This window comes from Paenibacillus antarcticus (assembly GCF_001637225.1).
Classification (GTDB): domain Bacteria; phylum Bacillota; class Bacilli; order Paenibacillales; family Paenibacillaceae; genus Paenibacillus_AQ; species Paenibacillus_AQ antarcticus.
Map to the genome: position 1 here is coordinate 212,771 of NZ_LVJI01000006.1, position 26,738 is coordinate 239,508.

Annotated in this window: 17 protein-coding genes; all 17 read left to right on the top strand. The window is 41.4% G+C overall.

Annotation, left to right across the window (positions count from 1 at the left end):
• Nucleotides 1-105 precede the first annotated feature (105 nt).
• Complete coding sequence (locus PBAT_RS05655; RefSeq protein ID WP_068647364.1) at nt 106-1,233, top strand: glycosyltransferase family 4 protein; 1,128 nt, start codon at nt 106-108, stop codon at nt 1,231-1,233.
• 250 nt (nt 1,234-1,483) lie between these two features.
• Entirely contained in the window at nt 1,484-5,443 is a 3,960-nt protein-coding gene (locus PBAT_RS05660; RefSeq protein ID WP_068647366.1) for an S-layer homology domain-containing protein, read from the top strand.
• Nucleotides 5,444-5,578: 135 nt separating this feature from the next.
• Nucleotides 5,579-5,920, top strand: coding sequence for a hypothetical protein (locus PBAT_RS05665; RefSeq protein WP_068647368.1), 342 nt, complete (start codon nt 5,579-5,581; stop codon nt 5,918-5,920).
• 415 nt (nt 5,921-6,335) lie between these two features.
• Nucleotides 6,336-9,461 (top strand): Ig-like domain-containing domain, encoded by a 3,126-nt coding sequence (locus PBAT_RS05670; RefSeq protein WP_068647370.1) that lies wholly within the window; start codon nt 6,336-6,338, stop codon nt 9,459-9,461.
• A 259-nt stretch (nt 9,462-9,720) separates the two neighbouring features.
• Nucleotides 9,721-10,068, top strand: coding sequence for a JAB domain-containing protein (locus PBAT_RS05675; RefSeq protein ID WP_068647372.1), 348 nt, complete (start codon nt 9,721-9,723; stop codon nt 10,066-10,068).
• 167 nt (nt 10,069-10,235) lie between these two features.
• The gene (locus PBAT_RS05680) at nt 10,236-10,766 is read left to right on the top strand and encodes a hypothetical protein (RefSeq protein WP_068647374.1); all 531 of its coding nucleotides are present in this window, start codon (nt 10,236-10,238) and stop codon (nt 10,764-10,766) included.
• A 108-nt stretch (nt 10,767-10,874) separates the two neighbouring features.
• Complete coding sequence (locus tag PBAT_RS05685) at nt 10,875-11,147, top strand: alpha/beta-type small acid-soluble spore protein (RefSeq protein ID WP_068647376.1); 273 nt, start codon at nt 10,875-10,877, stop codon at nt 11,145-11,147.
• 176 nt (nt 11,148-11,323) lie between these two features.
• Complete coding sequence (gene metK / locus PBAT_RS05690) at nt 11,324-12,526, top strand: methionine adenosyltransferase (RefSeq protein ID WP_068647378.1); 1,203 nt, start codon at nt 11,324-11,326, stop codon at nt 12,524-12,526.
• Between the two features lie 293 nt (nt 12,527-12,819).
• Nucleotides 12,820-16,809, top strand: a complete 3,990-nt coding sequence (locus PBAT_RS05695) for an Ig-like domain-containing protein (RefSeq protein WP_068647380.1) — start codon at nt 12,820-12,822, stop codon at nt 16,807-16,809.
• A gap of 230 nt (nt 16,810-17,039) precedes the next feature.
• Nucleotides 17,040-19,757, top strand: coding sequence for a stalk domain-containing protein (locus PBAT_RS05700; RefSeq protein WP_149466282.1), 2,718 nt, complete (start codon nt 17,040-17,042; stop codon nt 19,755-19,757).
• Between the two features lie 58 nt (nt 19,758-19,815).
• Nucleotides 19,816-20,970, top strand: coding sequence for a sensor histidine kinase (locus tag PBAT_RS05705; RefSeq protein ID WP_068647382.1), 1,155 nt, complete (start codon nt 19,816-19,818; stop codon nt 20,968-20,970).
• Between the two features lie 4 nt (nt 20,971-20,974).
• Nucleotides 20,975-21,697, top strand: coding sequence for a response regulator transcription factor (locus tag PBAT_RS05710; protein WP_068647384.1), 723 nt, complete (start codon nt 20,975-20,977; stop codon nt 21,695-21,697).
• A gap of 129 nt (nt 21,698-21,826) precedes the next feature.
• Complete coding sequence (locus tag PBAT_RS05715; RefSeq protein ID WP_068647386.1) at nt 21,827-22,258, top strand: glycosyltransferase family A protein; 432 nt, start codon at nt 21,827-21,829, stop codon at nt 22,256-22,258.
• Nucleotides 22,259-22,565: 307 nt separating this feature from the next.
• On the top strand, nt 22,566-24,836 hold the full coding sequence (locus tag PBAT_RS05720) for an ATP-dependent helicase ComFA (protein WP_068647388.1): 2,271 nt from the start codon (nt 22,566-22,568) through the stop codon (nt 24,834-24,836).
• A 129-nt stretch (nt 24,837-24,965) separates the two neighbouring features.
• A complete protein-coding gene (locus PBAT_RS05725; protein ID WP_084402843.1) occupies nt 24,966-25,763 on the top strand; it encodes a ComF family protein in 798 nt (265 codons plus the stop codon).
• 144 nt (nt 25,764-25,907) lie between these two features.
• On the top strand, nt 25,908-26,318 hold the full coding sequence (locus PBAT_RS05730) for a TIGR03826 family flagellar region protein (RefSeq protein ID WP_068647391.1): 411 nt from the start codon (nt 25,908-25,910) through the stop codon (nt 26,316-26,318).
• A 130-nt stretch (nt 26,319-26,448) separates the two neighbouring features.
• Entirely contained in the window at nt 26,449-26,733 is a 285-nt protein-coding gene (gene flgM, locus PBAT_RS05735; protein WP_068647393.1) for a flagellar biosynthesis anti-sigma factor FlgM, read from the top strand.
• The last annotated feature ends 5 nt before the right edge of the window (nt 26,734-26,738 follow it).

Here is a 26,738-nt window from a genome sequence, read left to right on the forward strand (position 1 = left end):
TCGAGCTAATAACACGATAAATTGCTGAAATACAGAGTTGGTGTTTATTTTTCGAACGGAGTATAATTCATTCCGTTAGAGAAAAATGGAGGTTGAACACTTAAAATGTTAATGATATCTATCATCGGATTCGTCTTGTCCTTAGGACTGGCACTCTTATTTACGCCTCAAGTGAAGAAATTTGCTTTTAAAGTAGGCGCAATAGATGTTCCTGACGCCCGTAAAGTGCATACGAAGATCATGCCTCGATTAGGTGGACTTGGAATTTATTTAGCTTTTGTGATCGCTCTTTTATTGGCACTGCCATTCGTAGCGAATGACTTGACGATCCGGGATACTAATTTCATCAAGGCATTTCTTATTGGTGGAACCATGATCGTAATTATTGGTGCACTGGATGACCGCTTTCAGTTATCAGCTAAATTGAAATTTGTAGCACAGATTGCAGCTGCATGCGTCGTGGTTTTTGGATTTGATATATCAGTGAACTTTGTAAATATACCTTTTAATGATACTTACTCCTCATTAGAGAGCTGGATTTCCATTCCGCTTACGATCTTCTGGATTGTGGGAGTAACGAACGCTATTAATTTGATTGACGGTTTGGATGGACTGGCTGCTGGCGTGTCCGCTATCGCCATTGGGACGATCCTTGTGATGTCTCTGTTAATGGGTAACATGATGATTGCACTACTATGTATGATTCTTCTTGGAGCTATTATTGGATTTCTATTCTTTAACTTCCATCCCGCCAAGATCTTTATGGGGGATTCGGGATCATTATTTCTTGGATTCTGTCTAGCCATGTTATCATTGCTAGGATTTAAACAAGTTGCGGTAGTATCACTTATTACACCATTAATTATTATCGCCGTGCCATTATCCGATACATTCTTTGCCATTGTACGTCGCTGGGTACAGAAGAAACCTATATTTGCTCCAGATAAAGGTCATCTACATCACTGCTTAGGAGAACTGGGCTTTAGTCATCGTCAAAGTGTATTGATTATTTACGGAATCGCTACTTTCTTTGGAGTACTAGCCGTCATTCAATCATCTGCAGCATTATACGATGCGAACTGGGTTACCTTCGTAGTCATCTGTATCATGACATTCTTCCTACAGATTGGAGCCGAACTCATCGGGCTCATCGGTAAGACGAAGCGGCCGTTATTGAATCTCATCGCAAGATTGCGTATGAAAGAGAATGCGGAGACAAGATCTAAATTGTAGTCTGTTTCAAATAACTTAAATAAATATGTAATGCCAAAGCGCAGCTCCTTGTATAGAGGGGCTGCGCTTTTTTGATTATTTTACTAATATTTACTAATCTAGGGGACTTATTTAAACATATTTCGCTATTTCCCTAAAAATTTCGACCTTCAACACCGATAATTAAAGTAAGTGACGCTATTGGACGGCTCCTGATCGTGATGTGACAGGAGCATCAATAAAATCAACATGGAGAAGGAGAGATTTATACATGCAACGCTTTAAGAAATCGATAGTGTGGTTAAGCTTGTTTTCATTAATAATGGGATTGTTTCCTGTAGGTTTGATATCGACAGTTGAGGCAGCAGCGCCTCCTAGCACTTGGACACCGCCTGCGTATTTTATTCCGAATGATATCGTATTACAGAGATCCAATGCAATAATTCTTAACAATCCAGATGCGAATCCAGCATCAAATACGATTCTAAGCAGAACAACTGCCCAGGTTTCTACGAAGGGTAACTTTCCTGTAGAGGGTATTTTCACACAGGTAAGTACGAATCTACAAGTAACTGTTCAACAGTTGAATTCAAATGCTGGGAAATGGGAAGTTAACGCAAACAGTATTGTAACTGATAAATTAACGGATAATGGAAGTAGTCGATTCTCAGCGAATCTGAAGCTGTTCTCCGGATATAACAAGATTACATTCTCAGGAACTCAGTCGAACATTAAGAAGTCGGATACGTTCTACGTATTATATGATCGAGTACCTACATTGGTTAAAGCCCAAGTTCTTGGGAGTGGTTCAGATGCGATCAACTTGAACGAAGGCACAAAAGCTGTTGTAGCGAGCAATCGGATTATGATTAAAGGGACAGTGGAAAATGCTACAAAGGTATCAATAGCAGTCGGAAATGAAGAAGGACAAAGTGGCACGCTGTTAGATACAGGGGAGTTTTTCTCGAGTTACTTGTACCTATCTCCAGGTTTGAATACATTAACGATTCAAGTAGAGAATGAGACAAGTAAGATGAAGGCAACAAGGCTAATCTATTTCTTCGATGAGAATCAGCCTTTTGTTGAATTGAAGTTGGAGAATGACGGATATACAGACCCAATTGATCTTTTGACTTCTACACCTCCTACGGTAGCCAAAGGATCCGCTAAGGGAGGATTAACAGGTAAAGTTTTGTTGCCATATAAATCATACCCTTTTACCAAAGACATTGGTTTGAGTCTGAAGGTGAATGATGGAGCAACACTAGCCATGGCTAATACTGTGACGGATGAGACTGTTCCGGGACCAGATGGTGTAACACCGGCCTATCACCTCGTTACATTTACAACAACGGACACGTTTGATTTCTCGAGTGCTGAACTTCAAAAAATCGAAGTGATGGTAGCTTATGGTACGGATGTATCATCTCAATATAAGGCAAGTAAGAAAGCGTCCTTTAAGTATTTACCAGGCCAAAATGTCATCAAAAATATGTATTTATTAGAAGGATATGAAGCAGATCCACTTACTTATGATTTTGCGGCTAAGAAACCTTTGAACAATACGCAGGTTAATTCTTCCGAGTTCTATATCTTGGTTGAAGGAGAAGGTGCGATCGCGGCAAATACAGTGTTGGATGGAAAGTATCTTCCACTTAGTACGAATGGACTTACAATAGATTACGTTACTACACCGGCAGGCAAGATAGCCGCAAATCAGGCCATTTATAAGGTTACAGGGTTCTCAAGTGGTAATCAGCAAGTGCGGTTTAATTTCAATGGATCATTAGCATTCTTTAACGCTAACATTTCGTATGTATCAAGAAGTAAAATCCATGTCGATAATTTGATTAACGGACAGACTATCACAATAAATTCGGCTACTAGCGGTCAATCAATTAAGATTTCAGGGCAATATTCTGGTTTTGGGAATAAGTTGACTGAACCACATAACTTCTATAACCAGGTTACTGTTAATGGAGTAGAGAAGTTTGCAGGGAATGCTGGCCCATGGCTTACACCTACAACAGGTGCATTCTCATTAGATTTCACAGTTTCTAATGATGGTCCGCTCTACTATGGACAGAATACGATCGTATTGTCAGGGAAGACATCAGCTGTTGATCCTACAGGTACTCAACCTACGGAGATTCTAGAGACGATTCGATTCTTTATTATCGACGAGAATAAATCCAAAATAGAAAAGTTTATTCCAGTAGCTGCTCCGTCTATAGGTACAGATCGTTATCCATTCGCAGCAGGTTCTGCTACCAATAGTAGCGATCTCAATAAGATCTTTGAACAAGCTTCAGATTTCACACCTTCAACTGAGGGTTTTGTTACGGGGAGAAATAGTTATGATCTAGTAATACATGGTGGTGGTGCCGATAAGATAGAACTTTATAAAGGTACAGAATCATTCTTTAATATGGATATTTCCGCTACGGCTACAACTATCATTGCTGGCAGTGGTGGTGAGAAGAATAATTTGATTTATGACTTTTCAGGTACACAAGAAAACTTTATTTTACGTATCCGCGATTTGAAATTTGATAAAGATGTTTCTTCCAGTCACGTTTACAATATGGATCTGATCAACCGAACTGGGTCGCGCACAAGCCAGAAATTAGAGGTTAAGCGTGAAGTATCAGCTTTCCGTATTGTAGCGCCACAACCGACAGTGGGAGAAGATATCATTGTAAACCGTAACTTTGTTCGGTTCGATATCGAAGCAGAAGGCGCAACTAGTGTTACCATTGGCAAAGAACAGGCAGTGAAACGTAAGGATATTAATGGAGATACACCAAGTAGATTCATTCTAGACTACGTTGGGCTGAAGAAAGATGCTTGGAATACGATTAAGATCCAGATTGATCGGAGCGGTGTGAAATCGAGTACCCAGGTTAGAGTGTTCTATACGGGTTCTGTAGCGATAGATTCGCAGTATATGGCAGAGAAAGTAAGTACTAAATATAGTGTATTCAATAAACAATTAGAGTTGTCATTCCCGAAAGGGACGTTATTACAGTCTGCTATAGTACCTAAGAATAGTGTTGTGAAGTTTTACCCGGATAACAAACTCTTATTCGGTATTGCGGATCCATTGGACGGGGTAGTAGAGAGAAGAAATGATTACGGAAACATTATCTTCGATCCACTTAGCGGAGAAGACAGTGGTTATCGTAAGATCGGCAAACCAGACTACGAGGTAAGCATGTTCACAATGAATGCGAATACGTTTAACTTCACCAAAGTATCTGATATTTATTGGATTAGTGGTGGTATTGGGGAGAACGGGAATTCGCCATCCAGCAATGGATTGCCGCCATACTCATCTTGGTACTCATTCCCTTCAACAAGTAATCAGTCTGTAAGCTTCATGGGAGTTGATGCAACTCGCAAATTGGTTCCATCTCAGCGTGGAGAATTGAAGTTATCATTTGATCCTAATATCGTAGATGCAGCGGGAACATCCGTGACGGTATTCCGTTTAACAGATGGCGGAGTATGGGAGAATATTGGCGGGGAAGTAGATACGAAGAAAGGAACGATTACAGTTGCATTCGATCAGTTTGGTTACTATAAAGTAATGAAATTGAAGAGCAGTTACAAGGATATTACTAATCACGGTTGGGCTCGTGAAATCTTGAATGCTTTATATTCTAAAGGAATCATGATGAATAACGGTCTTCGTTCAGATGCATTCGGAACAGATGATCCAATCAAACGTGGTGAATTTGCTACATTGTTAGTTAAAGGCCTTAATCTACCACTTAACTATGATGACGAACAGACATTCTTCGATGTTGTACCAGCGGCTAAGACGAATACATGGTCTTATGCATACATTGAGACAGCAGCGAGAGCTGGAATAGTTACCGGATTAGGTGAGGGTTACTTTGGTGTAATAGAAGACTTAAGTAGAGAACAGGCAGCTGTCATGGTCGCAAGGGCCCTTAAATTGAAGCTTGGTACGAATGACAGTAAGCTAGAGGCAACATTAGCGAAGGCCTTCCTAGATTCTTCGAAGATCGATGTATATGCTCGCACATCTGTCCAAGCGGTTTATAGCGCGAAGATTATGTCAGGTGTACCTGTAATAGTTACGGGTCAGAAGAAACCTTCATATAACTTTAATCCTCAGAGTCCGATCTCCAGAGCGGAAGCAGGGAAGATTGTAGTGGAGTTACTTAAGAAGAGTACGAATATTTTCCCTAAAAACTTAAGCTAGTATTAACAAAGGACTCCTTCCAATGTATTAATGGAAGGAGTCCTCTATTTCCATTTTCATAACTTTGTAATTTTCTAGGTATTACGATATAATGTTGTTGAACTTAATATTTTTTCTAGAGGGTGAAGGTTACTTATGAAATCAATCTATTCTAAAGCTCAAATGGATTATATGAAGGCAAAAACAGTATTTGAGGGTAGAGCTAGTGTACTAGAGAAGACAATTGAAAAAACAAGTAAGACAAGAGAGATTACTCAAGAAGTAATGGAAGGGCTTGTTCTAGAGACTGGATTCCACGCTGCGTTCAACGAATTGTTAACAGCTGAGAATAACCTCATCGAATGGTCGCATGTTACTATAAAGCACGAAAAAACCTATCGTGAGAATAAGCAGCCGATTGAATCAATGTATGAACAGTTAAGTGGAAGTCCTGAGATGAGAGCACAGATTATTCAATTGGCCATGAAGATTCGGTAACAAATTGTAATAACTATTTTATGAATACAAAGAACGATGACGCTGAGAGGCGTCTTTTTTTATGAGCCAATGGTTTAGAATTGGAAAATAAGGGTAATAAATGATAAGTTGCTCCGTGAATTAGTAACAAAAATGAAATTATTTAAAAAAAGGTGCAACTTTTTAGAAACTCGTGCGTCTAAGATATAGAGTCATTTAGCGATGGACAAATGCCCATAGGATATCCTAAAGAAGAAAATGATCTATAAATTAGAAAATTTTTCTTTACGGCAACTTGGACCCATTGTATAATACTTAAAGTAGGCTTGGATACTAGTCTATTTCCGTTGAATTTTCGTTTACCAGTTTCTGTGATACCCGTCACAGACATCATTTATATTTATCTGCTCAACTCGAGGAAGGGGGTGTACGACTAATGAGTGACACGAGCTACCCATTTCAAGAAAATAATAATAATGTTATGCACGCCCAAGGAGGAGAAAAAAAGGTTATGAAGAAAATTTTATCAGTAGCACTTTCTACAGCAATGGCATTCTCAATGTTTGCATCTGTAGCGTTCGGGGATACTGCAAAGCTATCCACACAAGAGAAGTTTGATGCATTGAAAGTTAAAGGTATTTTCTCTGGTGACACAGACGGTCTAGCACATCTTGAAAGAGATATGACTCGCGCTGAATTCGCTAAAGTAATCACTAAAGTAATGGGATTGAAAGAAGTAACTGGTGTTTATTCTTACAATGACACAGGTTACAACAATCCTAAGAACTGGGCTGCACCTTATATCGAAGCAGTATCTGCTGCTGGAGTTATGCAAGGTAAAGACCTAACTAAGAAATTGTTCGACCAAAAAGCTAATGTAACAGTTCAAGAATTGGCTGAAGTATTGGTTAAAGCATTGAAGCTTGAAATCCCTACGAAGATTGACAACACTGCAACTGAATGGGCTAAAGGTTCCGTTCAAGCAGCAATCAACGCTGGATTGATCTCTAAAGATCTTAACTTCCAAGCAAATGCAAATCGTTCATTGTTAGTAGAAGCAGCATTCGCGGCTGAAGCGGCATTGAATGTACCTCCAGTAACTACTGCAACTAAAGTAGCAAGTGTAAGTGCAACTAACCTTAAAGAAGTTGTAGTAGCATATGATGGTACTGTTGATAAAGCTACTGCAGAGAACAAAGATGCTTATACGATCAAAAGAGGTTTGAGCACAGAAGTTATCGATTCTGCTGAGCTTCAAGCAGATGGAAAAACTGTAGTTCTTTCCGTTGCTGGTGCTTTGGCAAATCAATCTAAAGAGTATACTTTATCTGTTGATGGTGTGAAAGATTCCGCTAGCAAGGTTTCAGTAAGTGCTAAAGAACTAGCATTTGTGCCATTGGATCAATTGCTTCCAACAGTTGAGTCTGTTACTAACTTAGGTAACAAAGCTGTTAAAGTAACTTTCTCTGAGCCTGTTACGTTGAATGGTTCTGTGGCTTCTACATTCAAAATTGATGATAAAGTTGTTTCTGGAACATACGATGTAACTGGACGTACAGTTACAATTGCGTTGTTTAACACATTAACTGATGGTGATCACAACCTAACAGTTAACAATAACATTCGCGATTTTGCTAACTACCAATTGGTTGAAGTTTCTAAAGCATTCTCAGTAGTAGCTGATACAGTTGCTCCAACAGTAGTAGAATCTAAAGATGCTACTCTTGAAGGTGTTACTCTAGTATTTAGTGAAGATGTGAAAAAGGCAGAAGTTGAAAATGCAGAAAACTATGTTTGGTTCTCTGGAACTTCTAAAAAGGTAGCTTCTAGTGCAAAACAAATCAACTCCAAAACAGTTCGTGTTAGCTTTGCTGCTAACAAACTTCCTGGATATGCTGTTGATTTAGTTGTTAATAACATCGTAGATTACAGCGGCAATAAAATTGCTGCAGATACAAAAGTTTCTGTAACAGCAAAACTTGATCAAGTTCGTCCTGAAGTTCTTTCTTCTAAATTTGATAGTGATGCACGTACATTGACTGTGAACTTCTCTAAAACAGTGGATAAAGCTACTTTCAAAGCAGCTAATTTAATTGTGAAAGATAAAGACGGTAAAGTAGTATCTAATGGTTATACTGCTGCTTACGGAAGTAATGATAGCAAATTAGTAATCACATTTACTAAAACATTAGCTGCTGGAAACTACGCAGTTGAGTTGAGTGGTGTTACTGATGTTACATTACTTGCTAATGCAATGTTGCCATACACAACATCATTAACTGTTGTTAATGGTGCAGCTCCAACTGCTCTTAGTATTACAGGAACTGGAACAACTTATGTTGTAGCATTTGATAAGAAAATGGATCAATCAAGCACGTATTCTGTTCTTAACCCAGACAACTATTTCATCACTTATCGTACAACTGATGGAAAAACAATCTCTGGTAAATTACCTGCAGCAACAAATCTAGCTCCTACAAATGATGGAAAAGGTGTTATTGTTCAACTTCCAACAGGTATCCTAAGCATTAGCTCATTCACAGTACAAGGTGTGAAAGATGCTGAAGGTAACTTCTTGGCAGACTATTCCAAAACATTTAATCTTGCTGCTATCGGAAGTACAGTGAATTTAGTTTCTGCTAAAACTGTTGCTAAAGATAAAGTTGAGCTAACTCTTAACCAACCAATTGGTAATGTTAACAAGGCTGATTTCAGAGTTAATGGTTCTACTGTGAAGAATGCTACAATTTCTTCATCCAACAACAATGTTATCGTATTGACACTGAATAGTGCAATTACTTCTAATGCTACTCCTACAGTAACAACTGCAGCTACTCTAGCAACAGTGAATCCAACACAAGGTGTAACAGGAGCTGGATTGCTTGTAAATGCTAGTACTGGTGTTGTTTCTAAAGATGGCGTTGCTCCAGTAGTGATTTCTTCTGGTGATAAAGTAACTATTGGTTCTGGTGCTGGTGTTCATTTTGACGGTAATGATCTAATTACAATTACTTATGATGAAGCAATCACGGAGTTGAATGAGGTAACATTACAAGATAACGTGATAATTACTAGAGCAGACGGTATTGCATTGAAGAAAGGTCAAGATTTCTTTGCAGAAGTAGTTTCAGGTAAAATTGAGATTGAACTAAAAACAACTGGAAAAAATCTTGTTGATTTTGACGGATTATTCACAGTAGCAATCGATAATGCAAATGAAAACATTGTTGATGCAAATGATAATGTAGCAGCAAGCTTCACTACTGCTGATGCAACAAGTAATCAAGATACGTTGGATTTCCAACTGGATCCAACAGTAACACTTGAAACTAGTACTGCAAGTAGCTTAGTTCTTAAACTAAGTGAAACTGCAACTGTAGCTGTAACTGGTGGTACTGCAACTGGATTGACAGTAGTTACTCCTGAAACAGCTGCTACTAGTGTAACAATTAGTGGTACTGCTGCAACAACTGGTCAAACAGTTGAATTCACAGTAACTGACGCTGTTGGAAATGTTACAACTAAAACAGCAACATTTACAACTGTTTGGACTTTGTCTTAATATCTTAAGAATTATTGAGAAAAGAGGGCAGCTTCTAAGTCATCATTTGATGGCTGAGGGCTTGCCCTCTTTTTGTGTCTTTCAATATAAACATGAATTAGAAGCCATCTGAGAGTAATAGTAAAAGTTAGGCACAGAAATAATAAATAACACTTCTAATCTAATGGTTCCCCAATATTTTAATCATGTATAGGATGAACATCGGCCCTAATTCCCTTTGAGGAGTTAGGGCTATTTCTATTTCAAGGAGGAATGAAGATTGAATCATTACAAAAGTTCACAATCAAAGTCATTAGAGCGACTAGAAGGAGAATTGGAAATGAAGATTCAGCCGCAAAAGAGAATAAGCATCGTTAGTGTGAAGTTAGTGAAGGAGTCAAGCCTAATATACAAGGGAAGATCCATCCAATCACCGGAAGATGGATTTAACCTAATAAAGCACTTCCTAGGTGACTTAGACCGAGAAGCCTTTATCGTCATTAGTTTGGATACAAAGAATTCACCCGTCTCGATAAACATCTGTCACATAGGCAGCCTAAATGTCAGCATCGTTCACCCAAGGGAAGTCATGAAAGCGGCTATTCTCTCCAATGCAGCAACAGGTTAGAGTTATTTCAATTTAAAGAAGCAGAGAAATTTGAAACAGCTACAAAAGAGATTGAATTTCTTGCGAAATATAGCTTCTGGAAGTATAGTGATTTAATATTCTACTTGTTTTACCACTAAAATATCTCTATCATTAATAGAAATAAACAATCATAGAGGAGGAACATCATGAATAAAGCATGGAAAGTTGTAACGGCAGCAGTATTGTTCAGCAGTGTTGCGTGGGTTGGATCAATTCTGAATACCACAGCAAGCGGTGCAGGAACTATCACTCAACCAGGAACATCCGAGGACCCAGTGGTCACTAAGAGCTACGTAGATCAGCAAATTCAAAAGGCATTAGGTGGAGGTACAACAATACCTACTCCAACGCCAGTCCCAACACCTACTCCGGTACCTACAAATCCAACAGATAACGGAAATTCAAGTGCTGATACACTTGTTGTCGTTAACGTTAAACTGGGTGAAAAGTTGGTAGCTGCTGCAGGGACTGAATTTATCGTTCGTAATGGTAAAGCTTTTATATATAGTCCAGACGCAAACGGTGTGCCTGACCTGACTGCTGGTGTAGATATTAAGAATGGACAACCCGTAGTAACGAATCATTTATTATCCTTCCCAAGAGAAGGACGGGGTATTACGGTTCAAGATAAATATGGTTTAGTTGTTATGGTGCGTGGTGGATATTCCATTCAATAATGCTTATGCCTTATTATTGCCATTAGTAGCAAACATTTATACGTGTAATTAGAATGAAAATGTAAATAATACTCTTGCAAGTACATCATGCAGGAGGTGCTCATTATAATGGCAAGAAATAATCGGACGGTTGTACCGGCGAGTCGGAAGATGATTGATCAGATGAAATATGAAATAGCTGCGGAGTTTGGACTGAATGTAGGTAGCTATGGTAGTACAGCTGGAATGGACACTGAATTTGGTTCTGATCTTGGAGCAGTTGGAGGTTATTCTAATCATGGACGTGCAAGCTGGGGCCATCTAACATCAAGAGAGAATGGTTCGGTGGGTGGAGAAATTACGAAACGATTAATTCGTCAAGCTGAGCAAAGTTTCATATAAAAAATATACTTCATTATATATCATAGATCACAGCAATGTGAACGCTATTATGTTATAGGTGCTGATGTGGAATCATTGACACCGTTTGACAAATAAGTTAATATGACCATTGAGGATTGTAAGCAACCTTTTCCAATTGGAAAAGGTTCATTTTTTTCTTATTGGGAGGTTACATTATGTCAATTAAAGGACGTCATCTGTTTACATCTGAGTCCGTTACCGAAGGACATCCAGATAAAATATGCGACCAGATTTCTGATGCTGTGTTGGATGCATTCTTGGCGAACGATCCAAATGCACGCGTTGCGTGTGAAGTAGCTGTAGCTACGGGATTAGTTCTAGTCATTGGGGAAATTAGTACGAATTCTGACTATGTTGATATTCCATCCATCGTTAGAAACACAATTAAGGAAATTGGATACACACGTGCTAAATATGGTTTTGACTATAATACATGTGCTGTACTTACTTCATTGAATGAACAATCTGCAGATATAGCTCAAGGTGTAAATGCAGCGATAGAAAACCGTGATCTTGATCAAATGGATAAGGAAACGGCAGATATCGGCGCAGGAGACCAAGGATTAATGTTTGGTTTTGCAACGAATGAGACACCAGAACTTATGCCACTTCCTATCGCACTAGCACATCGTATTTCACGTCAACTCTCAGCTGTACGTAAAGATGGTACGCTAGATTATTTGCGTCCAGATGGAAAGACACAAGTGACGATTGAATATATAGATGATAAGCCAGTACGAGTGGATACGATCGTTGTATCTACACAACATGCTGAAGAAATAACATTAGAGCAGATTCAAGCTGATATTAGAGAACACGTGATTCTTCCTGTTGTTCCTGAAGCATTGCTCGATGAGAATACTAAATACTTCATCAACCCAACAGGGCGGTTCGTTATTGGAGGTCCACAAGGGGATGCAGGTCTAACTGGACGTAAGATCATCGTTGATACATACGGTGGTTATGCACGTCATGGAGGCGGAGCATTCTCTGGTAAGGATCCTACAAAAGTAGACCGTTCAGCAGCTTATGCAGCACGTTACGTTGCTAAGAACCTTGTAGCAGCTGGTCTTGCAGATAAATGTGAGATTCAATTGGCTTATGCCATTGGTGTAGCTACGCCGGTATCGATTAATGTAGATACTTATGGTACGGGTAAAGTGAGTGAAGAGAAGTTAGTGGAGCTAATCCAGAAGAACTTTGATCTTCGCCCAGCAGGCATCATTAATATGCTTGATTTACGTCGTCCGATTTATCAACAAACAGCAGCTTATGGACATTTCGGTCGTACGGATCTAGATGTACCTTGGGAGCAAGTCGACAAAGCGGATCTATTGAAAGAACAAGCCGGACTGTAAGTGTAACGGTTTGAAATAAAGCGGATATCTTTTCCCTTGAGGGAAGGATATCCGCTTTTTGTGTATTTATATATTATTAATCACATGGGTGCAAATCAACGGAGCTAGAATCATTAGGGTTCCCTTGATCAATTACCACCTCTATGGCAATAGGAGATCTATTCTATCAATATTATACTGCGGTTTCTAAACTTGTAAGCACATTTGACCGTTAATATATGTAGGTATGTCCACGAAGATAGAGCGACAAGAATTTATACATAGAAGGCTTAATTGAAAGGGGAACGTAAGGAATGAGAAAGAAGATTTCAATGGGAATTGTATTAATGCTGGTGGTGAATATGTTACTTGGAGCAATGGTGCCCGTAGCTGGAGCAGCAGCTGGGGGGAATCCGATTGTAATAACGATGCTACCAACGGATGGAACAAAAGGGGTCCCGGTAGATACGAAGCTAATTCAATTGGCATTTGATCGAAATGTGAAATTGAGCGACGGTGAAATTGAAGTGTCGGTTGATAAAGGTGCAGCTGTAGTGACTCAGACCATCACGCCGCAACCCTATGTTATACGCGGGTATGATGTAACAATACCTTCTAACACGTTAGTCAACGGTACTACTTATCATGTGAAGATAAAAGCTGGTACATTTGTAGAGGCAAGCACAGGGCTTAATCCAAATGAAGAATTTGATATGTCATTTACTACGCTTTCGGCCCAAGGTAGTATAACGCAGCCTGTGATTAGCGTAAGAACTCCGGAACTTGGTAAGATCGTTAGTGGAGATTCGACGAATTTGAAGGTAACTTTTGATAAGACGGTTGTTAAGAATACGGGATCGGTGTCCGTTATTCGGGCGTCCGATAACCAGATTGTATCGAAAAAGTCCGTAGAAGACCCTTCCATAACGATAGATAGCATTGACAACAAAACAGCATCTTGGACAGTTACTGGGCTGATACCTGGTGAAAGGTATTATGTGTTAATCGACAGTGGTGCGTTCAAGGACATAGACGACCATCTGTTTGCGGGTATTAATAGTGCTCAGGAATGGTATTTCAATGTTAAGGGAAATCCGGTGGTATGGGATGTTACGGTTCCTACAGTACCAGCTGCAAATGTAACAGGTATTGCAACTACAGGTAGCATTTCATTGAACTTCAGTCGTCCGGTATATCCAGATAAGGGAATAATCTTTCTGGAGACGGAAGGGAAGCTTGTAAAGGGGTTTGATGTGACTTCATCTGATGTGAAGGGTGGGGGGACAAATAAGATAACACTTACGCTGCCAACGAATATGTCTTACAACAAGACATATACGGTTACTGTACTCGACGGATCTTTTAAAGATAGTGATAACAATGCTCCGTTGAAAAAGGTTTGGTCCTTCACGACTGGAACAACAACGTCGACTGTATTGACATTGAGTTCATTGTCTCCCACCGACCGAAGTACTAATAATGATATTACAACAAGCATTGTAGCTACGTTCAACCGAAATATAGCAATACAGAATGCTTCGGGCGTTACACTTAAGAAACAAGGTACGACGACAGCTATTCCTGCTTCGTTCATTACTTCAGGTAAGCAATTAATAATCAGACCATCTGCTAATCTTCAAGAGGGAACGACATATTATGTCGATATAACAAACGGTGCAATTACAGATCTTGCGACAGGTGAGTTATTTGTAGGGCTTAGTGGTACGTCAAGTTGGACTTTCCAGACGAAGGTATCCGACACGACAGTGCCAGTCATTCAGAGCGCAACGATGTATAGTAATTCAGTTATTCGTCTTCAGTACAATAAAACGTTGGATTCCTCGATCAATCTGTTGACGTCCAGTTTCAACGTGACTGTGAACGGTGAGACGCGTTCACTCAGCAATGCCTATGTTTCTGGTGAGAGTGTATATGTCACACTGGTCACAGGGGTGGCTGTTGGACAGGTCGTGCGAATTACTTACACTGGAAACAGTGTCAGACCTATACAGGATTTGTCTAAGAATATAGCAGCATCGCTATCTAGTAAGGAAGTGACGAACGGTATAGATACGGTGTTACCGAAACCGACCGACGGATACGTATCGGGAAGTACGCTAACGCTAACTTTTAGCGAAAGTCTCAAGAGTCTTTCCAATAGTAGTTATGCGTATGATCAATTTTCAGTAGAGACGGATGGATATTCGAAAGGGATAAGTAGCATTTATCAGAGCGGACGAACGGTTACGTTATATTTGTCTAGCTCAGTATCTAATGGGGAAATCGTGAAAGTATCCTATTCACCAGGATCTTACCCATTGCAGGATTATCGGGGACAGAATATTTCTGCGTTTAATGATTATTTTGTAAGGAATGCATATGATACGAAACCTCCTGAATTAACCGGGATCGAAGGAAATAGCAATAAAGTGATACTTACTTACAATGAAGCGTTGAAGACAAGTACCATCCCGATGAAGAGTCAATTCTCAGTACTGGTCAATAACTCACCAGTATATGTGACGAATGTGGAGATCGTGTCCAATCAGGTATTCCTTACACTCGCGTCTTCTTTTACTGCGGATCAAGGTGTGACGTTATCATATATATCTGGCGTCGGTGGCATTGCGGATTTGAACGGAAATCTGGCGGGATATATCAATCTTCAACCCATCAATTATAGCTTGGTGACAGAAGGAATACGTTCAGCTACCGTTCGAGGCGATACGATCACGGTCGTATATAATAAGACGTTGAAAGCAATATCGGATCTTTCGATCTCTCAGTTCGGTGTATTAGTAAACCAGTCTAATCGTGGTATACAGACTGCAACAGTTAGTGGGGATACCGTTACCCTAAAGCTAAGCTCGCCAGTTACTTCGGGTCAAGTCGTTCTATTATCTTATAAAATAGGTGCTACGCCACTGAATGATAATCAGGGGAATGTTATTAAAGCCTACAGCAATATGTCAGTTCAGAATTTAAGCGGTACGGCGACGACAACAGACGGTGTTGTTCAACCTGACTACGTTAAGTCCATGTCTTCGGGGGATTTTGGTAAAGGGGGCTATCTGCTAAATTCGGATGCGGCACAGTCGTCGGAGAGTCGTTCTCGAAGTGGTCAGAGTATTAGGAAATACACGCTCGACCATGCGAAGGTACTTGGCGGCCTGAAATTTACATCTAATAATAACGTGAGCAAGATGCTTGTCTTTGAGGTTCCTTCAACTGAAAATGCAGCGGAAGTCGATATTCCGTTGAGTGCATTAATGGAAGTGTACAGTATGGGGAAAAGCACCTCTTTCGCGGTGCGGTACAAGGATGTTATGTACGATCTCCCAATGGACAAGATGGCGTATACAGAAATAGCACGTGCATTAGGAACATCTTCGTTAAGCTATGTTTATATGAAAGTCCAGATGGAATCGATACCTAGAGCCCGATTGACTACGGCAACCTCGTACAATGGTGTTACGACGAACCCTCTGGCAGATCCGATAGAATTGCATATTACGGCACACAACGGATCAACCTCTTCAGGTGTTGGAGAAATTGCACATACGGGTCAACTTTATTTCCGAGCATCAAGTACTGTGGCATCGACCAAGCAGGTATCATTGGTCAAGTACAATGTAGCGTCGGGTACCCCTTCATATGTACCATCAAGTGTAATCGGTAGCCCAACAGCCATGTTGTTCAGTGGTAAGGTAACTGGGAATTCTGTCATTGGACCAGCAATTGGATACAGCTTTTACTCGGATACAATGAAGCACTGGGCTAATGAAGCTATATCTGAGCTATCTGAGAAATTAATTGTGGAGTCACGCTCGAGCTCAGGTGGTAAGTTCGAACCGGATAAATCTATTACACGAGCGGAATTCGCTGTATTCATTGCGAAAGGACTAGGCCTGTCTGGAGAAGAAACAAGTCGTTTCCCTGATGTAACATCGGGTACCACCGGAGCATATATCGGGGCTGCAGCAAAGGCAGGAATTATTACAGGTAACTCTGACGGAACGTTCAAGCCGAACAGCAACGTCACACGTGAGCAAATGGCCTTAATGATGGTACGGGCTATGGAGTATGCTGGGCCTAGTATCTCTCTTAACGGAACGTCAGCTCAGACATTAGCAAGATTTAAGGACGCTTCGAAAGTTCAATCCAAAGATTTAGTAGCAAAAGCCGTGAAGGAAGGTATCATTCAAGGCATCACGATCAACACATTCCAGCCACAAGGGAATGCAACCCGCGCACAAGCTGCGGTCATGTTGAAACGTGTCTTAGATAAATTGAAATACTTATAGGAAGTAAAGAATAGAAACAAACACCCATGACCATTGAAGTGGTTTTGGGTGTTTTTTTGCGTTTATTGTTAATCATTGGTGAAGTCAATTTGCAAGGTTATAGAACAAATTGGCGAATTATCGTAACTTTTCCTCTTAAAAGTAGTCTATTATATGTAACCTATTTTAATTTTCGTTAATTTGACGTACAAATATATGATTTCGCTAACAAGATGGGAGATTAATCATTCATGAACAGAAACGTACAACAAATGCAGAACAAAGTGGCAATTTTAAAGGGGAAGAAGTGGATTGTCGTAACATTGGCAGGTCTATTATGGATTGCGCCTATTGTAGGAGAAGGACTTTCATTACCAGGTTCAACGCAAGGATCAGTAGCTAACGCAGCATCTACATCTGTCAAAAAGCTCGGAGAAGAGATTATTACATCCGGAGCTATCCTATACAAATATCAATTTTCTTCGACACGTTCTGGTAAACAAGCGACTGCACTCGCGGATGTGATCCGAGTGGATCTGAAGAATTCAAATGTGAAAATCGATGCTATGAATGGTGTAGCTAGCAAGTTCACAACAAGACAAAGCACACAAGCTATGGCCAAAGAAAATGGAGCCGTAGCTGCAGTGAATGGCGATTATTACATTACAAGTGGTCCTGGAGCGCAATGGGCACCATTGGGTGGTCAAATAACGAATGGTGTATTGATGACTACACCTGCAGATTTGAAAGGTATGTATTCGTATACCGTGTCTAAAGACGGGAAACCGATGATTGATGAGTATGCTTTTAAAGGATCTGTAACGGCACAAGATGGTTCGGTATTCCCTCTATCAGGAATTAATAAGACGACATACACGCCGGAAGGCACGAGTTCCGCTTACAGTCATTTGAATGCGATGTATATGTATACAAGTAACTGGAAATCATTAGATCGTCCTAGTGGTAGTTCGACGACTGCGACTGAAATTCTTGTACAGAATGGAATCATTACACAAGTATCTTATAAAGCTCCATTGAGTATATCTGTACCAGAGGATGGCTATATTCTTCGTGCACACGGAACAGCTGCTGAATTTGCCAATACGCACTTTGTCATCGGCCAGCCAGTGAATGTAAGTTCTTCGCTCTTATCAGAGACGACAGGTCAACAGGTTGATCCTGCAAGTCTACAAATGATGATCGGTGGACATACGCTTCTTGTCAACGGAGGGAAGGCATCTGCGTTCACTAGAGATGTAGCAAGTATTGGAGGTTATCGTGCTCGAACAGCACTTGGATATTCACAGGATGGGCGATATGCCTACATTGTGACTGCAGAGGATAATAGCAATAGCTCAGGTATGTCATTACCCGAACTTCAAGCATTTATGGTGAACATCGGCGTATGGAAAGGGATGAATCTAGATGGTGGTGGATCCACTACGATGGTAACTCGCCCTTTAGCTGAGAATAACGCGACACTTACGTTTAATACGGAATATGGTACGACGCAGCGAAGTATTGTCAATTCTCTTGGTGTATTTAGTACGGCACCCAAGGGAGAATTGTTAGGATTTAAAATAAGCGGAAGTGGGGCACTATTAATCGGCCAAGAGAGTTCTTATAGCCTGAAAGGGTATGATACTTATTATAACCCGATTGATTCGTCACAGATCAGCCCTACGTGGACGTCTAGCAATGGTAATGTCAAAGTAAGTGGAGGCAAGATCATTGGGGTTCAACCGGGTACAGCGACGATTACAGCAGTTAGCGGGTCAGCTAAGGTAAGTACGAAAGTTACCGTTCTAGGAGCAGATGAGCTGACAAGTCTGACTGCAGCGAATTCAACAGGTTCATTGACAGCAGGTACAACGGTATCTATTCCTGTGACGGCTGTGACGAAGAGTGGAGAAAGTATTAAGATTCCTGCTAGCTCTTTGAAATGGGAGTTCGTTGGGTTTAAGGGGAATGTACAAAATGATACGTTAACCGTAACTTCCGTTAATGCGAATGCGAAGGTCGGTTATGCTATTGGTCGATATAATGGGTTCAGCACCGTAGTAGTTCTGTCTGAGGCTGGTAATAGCATGTGGGAGAACTTCGAGAATGTTAGTTATCCAATTCAATTCACTAGTAATTTGAGCGAAGTGAAAGGTTCGGCTACCATTACCCAAGGAACGGGCGATCATTCGAAATCTAAAGTGATGACCCTTCAATATGATATGACACAAGGACTCGGCAAAATGTATGCTTACGCGCAATTAAATGGAACTGTAGGGAAGGAAGTTTCTGCGACTGCCACTACAATGTCAGTGGATGTACAAGGGGATAAGAGTCTGAATTGGCTTCGCGCAGAGCTTACGGATAAGTCAGGTAAGACGATCTATGTGGATCTTGCGAAGGTGATTGATTGGGAAGGTTGGAAGACGCTTAATGTTGATCTAAGTGGACTGAATATTCAATATCCAGCTCAGCTGAAACGATTCTATGTTGTAAATGTGGAAGAAGGACAGGATGAACGTGCATTGACTGGAACAGTTGCTTTTGACAATATTCAGTTCATGATCCCATCATTATCTGGCGATGCAAGTCTTCCGCAAGCACAAGCAGTCATGACCATTGGTCAGAAATCGATGACCGTTAACGGAACTAAGAAGACCATGGACGTTGCACCGATCGTTCAAAATAACAGTACGTATGTACCGATTCGTTATGTTGTCGATGCATTTGGAGGAAGCGCGAACTGGGACGCTGCTAATCAGAGAATTACAGTGTTACGCGGTGCGAAATTATTAGATCTTACAGTGAATAAGAAAGAATTCATTCTTAATGGTAAACGTTCTAGTGCTATAGTAGCACCCATCGTGAAACAAAGTAGAACATTAGTCCCTCTTAGGTTAGTTTCCGAACAATTAGGTCTAAAAGTTACGTGGAATCAGTTCACGAAGACCATCACAATTGATTCGTGATATGTTATGATATGGAGTAGTGAATGAACATTGAAGTAAGAAATGGAGTAACACTTGAGTGGACTTTCAAGCTGAAGCTATAGACCGTGTCATAAAAAACGCCATCGAAGTGGTGGAGAATAGTAAACTTCAAATGTTTGAGATTCTAGAGAGTGCTCGCGATGAGCTGAACGCGCTGAATCAAGAGCTTAAGTTCGTGGTGAAAGAAACAGTGGACACCTTACAAAAGGTAGATCTGCTGGAGTTAAGCTATCGGCGTTCACGTATCCGACTCACGGAAGTGAGTCGGGACTTTGTTCGCTATAAGGAAGAGGACATTAGACAAGCGTATGAGAAAGCGACTCAGCTCCAACTTGATGTGATGATTTATCGTGAGAAAGAAATGTATCTCAAAGCGAGACGTGATGAACTACAAATCAGAACCCGAAATGTAGAGAATTCAGTGGAACGTGCTGAAGTCATTGGATCACAGATGAGCGTTGTCATGGAATATTTATCCGGAGAAATAAGTCAAGTAGGACGTATTATTGAGACTGCTAAGAATCGTCAGCTTATAGGGTTGAAGATTATCTTAGCACAAGAAGAAGAACGCAAACGAATTGCCCGAGAGATTCACGATGGTCCTGCTCAATTGCTAGCTAATCTAGTGCTTAGGACGGAAATTGTAGAAAGAATGCTAGTGAAGCAGGAATTTAGGATGGTTCAGGACGAAATAGTAGATTTGAAGGGACAAGTACGTGCGAGTCTCGAAGAAATAAGGAAAGTTATTTTCAATCTACGTCCAATGGCTTTGGATGACTTGGGACTCATTCCAACACTCCGCAAGTATATTTATGATTTTGAAGAGAAAATGAGAATTCGTACGTTGATTGAAACAAGAGGTAAAGAACATCGTCTATCTTCTGCAATGGAGGCGGCCATGTACCGACTTGTACAAGAGGCTTTAACGAACGTCGCTAAACATGCACAGGCATCTTATGTTGTTGTGGAGATTACCTATCAAGCGCAAATGGTGAAGATCGTTGTACAAGACAATGGTTGTGGGTTAAGACTTGATCAATTAGAAAAGAAGAGTCAGGATCATTTCGGTATCATTGGGATGCGTGAAAGGGTCGAACTCCTTGACGGAAGAATGGAAATTGAATCTGCACTGAATGATGGAACCAAGATCATAATCCATATCCCTACAAACGTGGATAAGAGAAAGGAGTGACGCAATGGACAATCGGGATTCTGGAAAAACAACCATAAAAGTTCTCTTAGCTGATGATCATCAATTGTTTCGCGAAGGTCTGAAGCGTATTCTGAACATGGAGGATGATATGGAGGTCATCGGTGAATGTGGCGATGGTATCCAAGTACTTGAGTTCTGTAATGAGGTCAAACCTGATATTGTACTAATGGACATTAATATGCCATTAGAGAATGGTGTAGAAGCAACGGAGAAACTTCGAGGACTATTCCCAGACATCAAAGTCATCATCTTGTCTATTCATGATGATGAGAGTTACGTGTTTGAGACACTGCGTAAAGGTGCCAATGGGTATTTACTGAAAGACATGGAGGCGGAGTCTCTCATTAATGCGATTCGCTCGGTGCATCAAGGGTATGCTTTTATTCATCCTAAAGTAACGGGTAAATTGATTCAACAGTTACGTCGAATGACTTATGTGAATGAAGCTGGAGCCGTGAATGAAAGATCGGACAAGGAAGCCGGAGTGAAATTTGTGGGTGGAGAGAACAATCCACTGACTCGCCGTGAAGCTGAAGTGTTGCGTCTTATGGCTGAAGGAAAGAGTAATAAGATGATTGGGGAATTTCTCTTTATCAGTGAAAAGACAGTTAAGAATCATGTCAGTAGTATCCTTCAAAAGATGGAAGTTGATGATCGCACACAAGCGGTTATTAATGCCATTAAATATGGTTGGGTAACCCTTTAACAAGATTATGGAATATTACATATGGATGTAGCCGTTCCTTTTCTCGAAGGTGTGGGCGGGATGCTCATATCTTGTCACCGAGGCTTCTCTATCAGCATATATTGTTGGTGAAGAGGGAGGTGAATCTCCATGGTCATCCAATTAATCTGGATTGCTGTCATTTATGGGTTGGCAATTGCCATCGTTCATGGATTATACGCCACAACCTATAAAGTGAAGGGGAATCGACGAAAGGAATATTATAACGATTATATACTTGTAACGTATAACCACGAACGAAAGATTGAATGGTATATGCGTGCGTTGTGGTTGTATGCTTTTCAGAAAGGTAAGGCATTGCGTGTTCTTGTCATTGATCAAGGCTCGAGTGATGAAACCGTTAGTATGATTCACACGATGCGTGATTGGTCAGGACTTGATCTATCTGTAAAAGTTTGTGCAGGAGTCGTAGATGGAGAGGATATGTTCGACTATTTACCACTCACGAGCACTGAAGGACTGATATGGATAGATTTAAGAATACCGCAGGAGGATAGGCGCATTCCCTATGTGCAGGGTTAATATATGGTGGTGTAGATGACGGGTAGCAATTGTATAGGTAGATAGATTGAACTAAGGACGAACTCCCATAATGATGATTTCCTTTAGGAATGATTGGACTTGTGAGCGCATACCTTAGTTCAATCTATATAGTAAGGTGTGAAGCACACTCTCCAAGATCGGGACTCTGGGGGAATGTGCTTTTTTGCGTCCAAATAAACATATAAGACAAGTTAACCACAGGATAGTTTATTAATGTAGGTAACAAATTTACTACCCGCATGTAAGCGTGAGTTGTTTAAATTGAACTGGTGAAAGGAGAAAAGGGATGAGAATTGCTGTATATGCTATTCGAAATGCCGGACGTTGGGAGATTAGAATATCTTTAGATATAAGAGTGGATCTGTTGTGGTGGGCTAAAGTAAGTAAGGATCCGTTATGCAGAATGGTATTAATTGCGAAGGATATTCCACTAGGATGGGCACTGAAGATGGAACAATTGAATGTCAAAGTGAAAGAGATGGATACGTGGAATGTGCATCAGTGGAAACAGTATGCCATTGGAGTTCTCCAAGTAGAACTTGCGGAAGAAGAAAAGTTTAAGTCGAATGGAAATTGTATAAGTGAGAAATCCATGTGGATAATGCACGTTAGAAATGAAACTAATGTGATTAGACGCGTACACGTTCATTCACACATAAATATGGTGCAGGGACAACAAGGGAATACAGAGTCGGGAAACAGTATCGTAGCGGGAGAGCTGATAGGTATTTCAATGAAGGGAAGGGAAAATATACAACCAGTCAATGAACAGCGGTTGAGTAAAGAGAGAGTTCAGGCGTTGTGGGATAGTTCAGTGAATGATGCCGGACGCGGGCGTAAAGCTGATGACTTGCGACATGGGGGAGTCATGCAGGGGATGATCAGCGAAGCCAAAGAACTAGCTAGAGTACTCCAAGGGCGCTCATTGTTAGCGGCAGAGGTTGATGGATTGCTTGCGGAGGCTGCGCCATCCCTAGCCGGTGCATGGTTTACGGCCGCACAGCTGGCCTATCTCCAGGGCCAGCTTATACTTGGCGCAGGCGTTGCCCCTGCAGCCTCGCCTAGTGGCGGCGCACCTTGGCAGCGCCGCCGCAAGATCCGCCGCTGCCGCCGCTGCGGTAGCGTTGCCCTTGCCCGCACGGCATGCGCCACGTGCGGCAGTGCGGCTTGCGCCTACTGCGAGGCATGCCTCGCGATGGGGCGCAGCCGCGCTTGTACGCTGCTGCTTCGCGGAGCAGCGCAGCCTGCCGTGCGGGGCACGGCAGGGGGTTCCCCCACCGAGGCCATGGGCCGGTGGGGGCTTAGTGTAGCGCAAAGCGCAGCCGCAGGCGCGGCGCTGCAGTTCTTGGCGAAGCCGCCCGCAGGGAGCGACTTCGGAGCCGTGCTGGCCTCTCCATCTCGCGGCGGAATAAATCATCAACCTGAAAGTTCGGGAACCCTCAGTATCGCAGATGCTTCACGTAATTCGCCGTCGCTGTCCTCCAGTCTCTTGTCAGACTTATGGGATTTCTTAAGCTGTAAATGGCTGAAGCAATCCGTTCCTTCGGTATCCACACCTGATCGCTTCCTCCTCTGGGCAGTCACTGGTGCGGGCAAAACAGAAATGATATTTCCGTTACTCGCCTCGATTCTAGAGGCTGGGGGACGCGTGCTTGTCGCCACGCCTCGCAGGGATGTCGTGTTGGAACTTGCCCCAAGGTTAGCGCGAGCTTTTCCAGACGAAAGGATAGTTACATTGTATGGGGGTAGTGAGGAACGCTGGAGATCCGGGACAATGACTCTCGCGACAACCCACCAATTAATGCGCTTCTATCAGAATTTTGATCTCGTCATCATCGATGAAATTGATGCTTTCCCATTCCATAATGATCCGATGTTGGCTTATGCGGCACAGAATGCTTGCAAGCCAGATGGTAAGTTCGTCTATTTGTCGGCGACACCTCCACATCAACTACAGAGAGAAGCATCGCGCGGGATACTACCACATGCAAGAGTACCTGTTCGTTTCCATGGACACCCTCTACCTGTGCCTAGTCGGTTGGATATGAAATCAGTGGCTCATTGTCTGCAACAACGTAGAATTCCCCTTAAGCTTCTTCACAACCTGGAACGATCTATTAAGCGGGGAGCACAATTGTTTGTATTCGTTTCCCGAATTCGTCATATCGAACCGTTTGTGATGTTATTACGGCGTCATATCCCAGGAATCCGTATAGAAGGAACTTCATCGGTAGATCCGAAGCGCTCGGAGAAGGTGGTAGCCTTTCGTGATACGCAGATTAGACTATTGATCACGACAACGATTCTGGAACGAGGAGTGACTGTGCCTCGCAGTGATGTATTTATATTGGATGCGGATAGTGGTCTTTTTGATGAGGCATCACTAATCCAAATGGCTGGGCGCGCGGGTAGATCCAAAGACGACCCTGCAGGTAGCGTATTCCTAGCGTCCGCCCACTGGACAAGCTCACAGAAGGGTGCGATATCACAGATTAGGAAAATGAACCGTATTGCACAAAAGGGTGGCTATTTAACTCGTGATCCTATGAATAGATAAGTGCATTTACAATTAAATGGAAATTTAACTCAACTAAGTTATGCGTTTTCCAGCTGTTAGTAGGGATTAGTAGGGTTAAATAAAGTATCCATCAAGGGTATTATCTTATGATTTGTAGAGGAGAGAACGATGATCTGGAAAAGTATATTAGATCCGATACACCGTTTACTTGCACCCCCAGTGTCGAACTGTCTTGCTTGCGGAAGAATGACGAATAGATCTACACAAATTCATGGGATATGCAGAGATTGTTACAACGGAATACCATGGATTAGGCATCCACGTTGTAGAACTTGTGGACGACACATGGGGTGTCCAGATTGTACACGTGCGGGTGGGCATGAACGTTTCTTCATATGTAATCGGAGTGCGGTTGCGTATAATCCTGTCATGCGTGAATGGTTGGGACAATATAAGTATCGAGGAAATGAAAGATATAGTGAGCTACTGATCATGATGTTAGGACAAGCGTATGTTGGAATGAAGAATGAACATAGACGTGCGGATTCACAATGGACCATAGATGTGATCACTTGTGTCCCTGTAAGTACAATTAGGCTTCAAGAACGAGGATTTAATCAAGCGGAGGTATTAGGTCTTGGGGTAGCGGGTCTTTCACAGATTCCTTTCCGACGGCTGATTATAAGGGAGCGTCATACGGATAAGCAAAGTCTCAAGAATCGCAGTGATCGTATTCGTGATATGATGAACACATTTGAAGCTGATCCTGACATCATAAATAGTATTCGAAATATTATTGAATCTCGACATAGATCACGTGTGAACAGTCCTTTACGGTTTCTTGTCATCGATGATATATATACAACCGGAAGTACAATAAATTCGTGTGCACGAGTATTGTGGGTAGCGGGCGAGGTCATCGGACAACCAATGGAGATCTATAGCCTCACATGGGCGCGATCTTGATAAGTTGGGATATTCGCCAATTACATACATGTTTTGACAAATGGTCCTACTAAAAAGATAGACGGAGTATGCTCATATAAGTTAATCTGTATATATTAGATCATAAGGGTATACGTAATTTATGGATTAAGGGAGTGGGAAACGATGAATCTTGGGAATTGTCCGCGGTGCGGAAAACTTTTTGCTATGAACTTTAGAGATATTTGCCCGGATTGTACGAAGAAGATCGAGCTTGAATACCAGACATGCGCCGAGTTCTTAAGGGAGCATAGAGGTTCGACGATGGAAGAATTGTCCGAGGGTACAGAAGTAACGATACGGCAGATTATTAAATTCATACGAGAAGGTCGTATTTCCGTCATTGACGCCCCTAATCTAAGCTATCCATGCGAAGTGTGTGGAACCACTTTCATCAAAGAAAGTAACATGTGTAATTCCTGTAGAACGCGACTGACCAAGGAGTTAAGTCAATCTGTTAAAGATGGACAAGCTAGAAAAGAAGCTGATCTACATGGTAGGGGTGCTTATAGCGCGGTTAATAAATACAATAAATAGCAGAATACTTAAACTAGCTATTAAATATGTTTCAATTCAGACCGATAAACTTAGTAAAGGTTATCGGTTTTTACTTTTTTATTGACTTACAAGATTGAACCTTTATGAAATGAACAGGAAGGGGATTCTTATGAAAATTAACGAGACCGGACGCGTAGGAGCTATAAATTCGTATCAACGCAACATAGAGTCAGGACATAAGACAGAAGAGAAGAGAAGTCGACGTAAGGACGAGGTTTCTATCTCTGCCGAAGCGATGGAAATGCTACAGGCTAATGAGCGTAGCGCCAATTCAGAACGTACGCAACAAGTACAGGATTTGAAACAGCAAGTGGCTTCTGGAACGTATCAAGTAGATAGTAAGAAGCTTGCTGAGAAGCTGCTACCATATTTCAAACAATTTCCTGAGAACTAGGTGAA

Excerpts from the sequence above, each read along its gene's own strand:
- PBAT_RS05655 (WP_068647364.1), top strand. The coding sequence starts at position 106 with ATGTTAATGATATCTATCATCGGATTCGTCTTGTCCTTAGGACTGGCA.
- PBAT_RS05660 (WP_068647366.1), top strand. The coding sequence starts at position 1,484 with ATGCAACGCTTTAAGAAATCGATAGTGTGGTTAAGCTTGTTTTCATTA.
- PBAT_RS05665 (WP_068647368.1), top strand. The coding sequence starts at position 5,579 with ATGAAATCAATCTATTCTAAAGCTCAAATGGATTATATGAAGGCAAAA.
- PBAT_RS05670 (WP_068647370.1), top strand. The coding sequence starts at position 6,336 with ATGAGTGACACGAGCTACCCATTTCAAGAAAATAATAATAATGTTATG.
- PBAT_RS05680 (WP_068647374.1), top strand. The coding sequence starts at position 10,236 with ATGAATAAAGCATGGAAAGTTGTAACGGCAGCAGTATTGTTCAGCAGT.
- PBAT_RS05685 (WP_068647376.1), top strand. The coding sequence starts at position 10,875 with ATGGCAAGAAATAATCGGACGGTTGTACCGGCGAGTCGGAAGATGATT.
- metK (WP_068647378.1), top strand. The coding sequence starts at position 11,324 with ATGTCAATTAAAGGACGTCATCTGTTTACATCTGAGTCCGTTACCGAA.
- PBAT_RS05695 (WP_068647380.1), top strand. The coding sequence starts at position 12,820 with ATGAGAAAGAAGATTTCAATGGGAATTGTATTAATGCTGGTGGTGAAT.
- PBAT_RS05700 (WP_149466282.1), top strand. The coding sequence starts at position 17,040 with ATGAACAGAAACGTACAACAAATGCAGAACAAAGTGGCAATTTTAAAG.
- PBAT_RS05710 (WP_068647384.1), top strand. The coding sequence starts at position 20,975 with ATGGACAATCGGGATTCTGGAAAAACAACCATAAAAGTTCTCTTAGCT.
- PBAT_RS05715 (WP_068647386.1), top strand. The coding sequence starts at position 21,827 with ATGGTCATCCAATTAATCTGGATTGCTGTCATTTATGGGTTGGCAATT.
- PBAT_RS05720 (WP_068647388.1), top strand. The coding sequence starts at position 22,566 with ATGAGAATTGCTGTATATGCTATTCGAAATGCCGGACGTTGGGAGATT.
- PBAT_RS05725 (WP_084402843.1), top strand. The coding sequence starts at position 24,966 with ATGATCTGGAAAAGTATATTAGATCCGATACACCGTTTACTTGCACCC.
- PBAT_RS05730 (WP_068647391.1), top strand. The coding sequence starts at position 25,908 with ATGAATCTTGGGAATTGTCCGCGGTGCGGAAAACTTTTTGCTATGAAC.
- flgM (WP_068647393.1), top strand. The coding sequence starts at position 26,449 with ATGAAAATTAACGAGACCGGACGCGTAGGAGCTATAAATTCGTATCAA.